The 2,488-nt window shown below is 58.2% G+C and carries 2 protein-coding genes; both read right to left on the bottom strand.

Annotated elements, in window-relative coordinates; all coding sequences use genetic code 11:
• The coding region (gene lepB, locus B3187_RS08385) for a signal peptidase I (protein WP_286805719.1) at nucleotides 1–709 on the bottom strand (709 nt) is incomplete at its 3' end.
• A 22-nt stretch (nucleotides 710–731) separates the two neighbouring features.
• The gene (gene lepA, locus B3187_RS08380; protein ID WP_286805717.1) at nucleotides 732–2,486 is read right to left on the bottom strand and encodes a translation elongation factor 4; all 1,755 of its coding nucleotides are present in this window, start codon (nucleotides 2,484–2,486) and stop codon (nucleotides 732–734) included.
• Nucleotides 2,487–2,488 lie beyond the last annotated feature (2 nt).

Genomic DNA, 2,488 nt, shown 5'->3' with positions numbered 1-2,488 from the left:
TATCGCCCATCATGAAGTAGTGCCCCTCGGGCACGACCCAGGAACCGTACCGACTGTAGCGGCTGGGCTCCAGGTGCTTGCGCACAGTATAGGTGTTATCACCCAGAGTTTCCCGGACCACTCGATAGGCCGGACGGGCGGAGCGATTGACTTCAACGACATCTTCTTCCACCGGCTCTCCGTTGATGGTCAGCTGGTGGTCAATATAGGTCACCGTATCCCCGGGCAACCCGATGACCCGCTTGATGAAATAAGTCTCGGGCTGGTGGGGCGGGAAAAACACCATCACTTCACCACGCTCGGGTTTATTGACCGGAATCACTTCGTTGTTCAGCACCGGCAACCGGATACCGTAGGTGAACTTGTTCACCACGATAAAATCACCCACTTCCAGGGTGGGCTCCATAGAACCCGAGGGAATCTGAAACGGCTCTGCAATAAATGAGCGCAACACAAACACCAGGGCCAACACCGGGAAGAAGGATTTGGAGTATTCGACCCACACCGGCTCCTTGCCCGCCGCCTCCAGCGCTTGCTGATAGGCCTCTTTCTGATGTTTGTCCGCCAGGTTGGCGCGCTCAAACTGTTTGTCCACCGCGTCAAGTTTCTGCTTGCGCGGCTTGGCCAGAACCAGGGAGTCATACAACCAGACCAACCCCGTAACGAACACTGCCAGGGTCAGAATCAGGGGTAAGTTAATGCTGCTCATAAGCGTTCCATGATTATGGTTATCAGTTATCAACCTTCAGTACGGCGAGGAAGGCGTCCTGGGGAATCTCCACCCGGCCGACCTGCTTCATCCGCTTTTTACCGGCTTTCTGCTTTTCCAGCAGCTTTTTCTTGCGCGAGGCGTCGCCGCCGTAACACTTCGCGGTCACGTTCTTGCGCAGGGCTTTGACCGTGGAGCGGGCAATCACATTGCCACCGATGGCCGCCTGAATGGCGACATCAAACATCTGCCGGGGAATCAGTTCTTTCATTTTCTCAACCAGCGAGCGACCAATGCTCTGGGAGTGATCCCGGTGCACGATCAACGCCAGGGCATCGACCTTATCACCGTTGATCAGCACATCCAGGCGCACCAGGTTGGCCGGTTCAAACCGGTCGAAGCTGTAGTCCAGCGAGGCGAAGCCGCGACTGGCGGACTTCAGCCGATCGAAGAAATCCATCACCACTTCGTTCATCGGCATGTCGTAGCGCAGCGTGACCTGAGTGCCGGTGTACTGCATGTCTTTCTGCATGCCGCGTTTTTCACTGCACAGGGTGATCACATTGCCGAGATACTCCTGGGGCACCAGAATGTTGGCCTCGACAATCGGCTCGCGCATTTCTTCGATCTCGCCCGGATCGGGCAGGTTCGAGGGGCTGGACACATACAGCGTCTCGCCCTTGGTGGTGATCACTTCATACACCACGGTCGGCGCGGTGGTGATCAGGTCCAGGTCGTATTCCCGTTCCAGTCGCTCCTGGATGATTTCCATGTGCAGCATCCCGAGGAAGCCGCAGCGGAAACCAAAACCCAGGGCATCGGAGCTTTCCGGTTCGAAAAACAGGGAGGCATCGTTCAGCGTCAGTTTGGACAGGGCCTCGCGGAAATCCTCAAAGTCATCGGCATCGACCGGGAACATGCCCGCATACACTTGCGGCTTGACCTTCTTGAAACCCGGCAACGCGGGCGTTTCCGGCGTATTGGCGTGGGTCAGGGTGTCCCCCACCGGCGCGCCCAGAATGTCCTTGATACCGGCAATCACAAATCCCACTTCGCCGGCCTTGAGTTCCTTGAGCTTGGTCAGCTTGGGATTGAACACGCCGACGCTGTCCACCACGTGGGACTTGCCGATGGACTTGGTGATGATTTTGTCTTTGACCTTGAGGGTGCCCTGCTTGACCCGCACCAGCGAGACCACGCCCATGTATTTGTCGAACCAGGAGTCAATGATCAGCGCCTGCAGCGGGGCGTCCACATCCCCTTCCGGCGGCGGTACCAGCCGCACCAGTTCTTCCAGAACATCCTCGATGCCCACGCCGGACTTGGCGCTGCAGCGCACCGCTTCGGTGGCCTCGATCCCGATGATGTCTTCAATTTCCTGGGCCACGCGCTCGGGCTCGGCCTGGGGCAGATCCATCTTGTTCAATACCGGAATCACTTCCAGCCCCTGCTCGATGGCGGTGTAGCAGTTGGCCACGGACTGGGCTTCCACCCCCTGACCGGCATCCACCACCAGCAGCGCCCCTTCACAGGCAAACAGGGAGCGGGAGACTTCGTAGGAAAAGTCCACATGCCCCGGGGTGTCAATAAAGTTGAGCTGGTAGGTTTTGCCATCACGGGCTTTATAGCTCAGGGTCACGCTCTGAGCCTTGATGGTGATGCCCCGCTCGCGCTCCAGGTCCATGGAGTCGAGCACCTGCTCGGCCATCTCCCGATCGGTCAGACCGCCGCAGACCTGGATGAAGCGGTCGGCGATGGTGGATTTACCGTGGTCAATGT

The organism is Marinimicrobium sp. UBA4209 (genome assembly GCF_002381585.1).
GTDB lineage: Bacteria > Pseudomonadota > Gammaproteobacteria > Pseudomonadales > Cellvibrionaceae > Marinimicrobium > Marinimicrobium koreense.
This window is presented reverse-complemented; position numbering and strand designations above follow the sequence as displayed.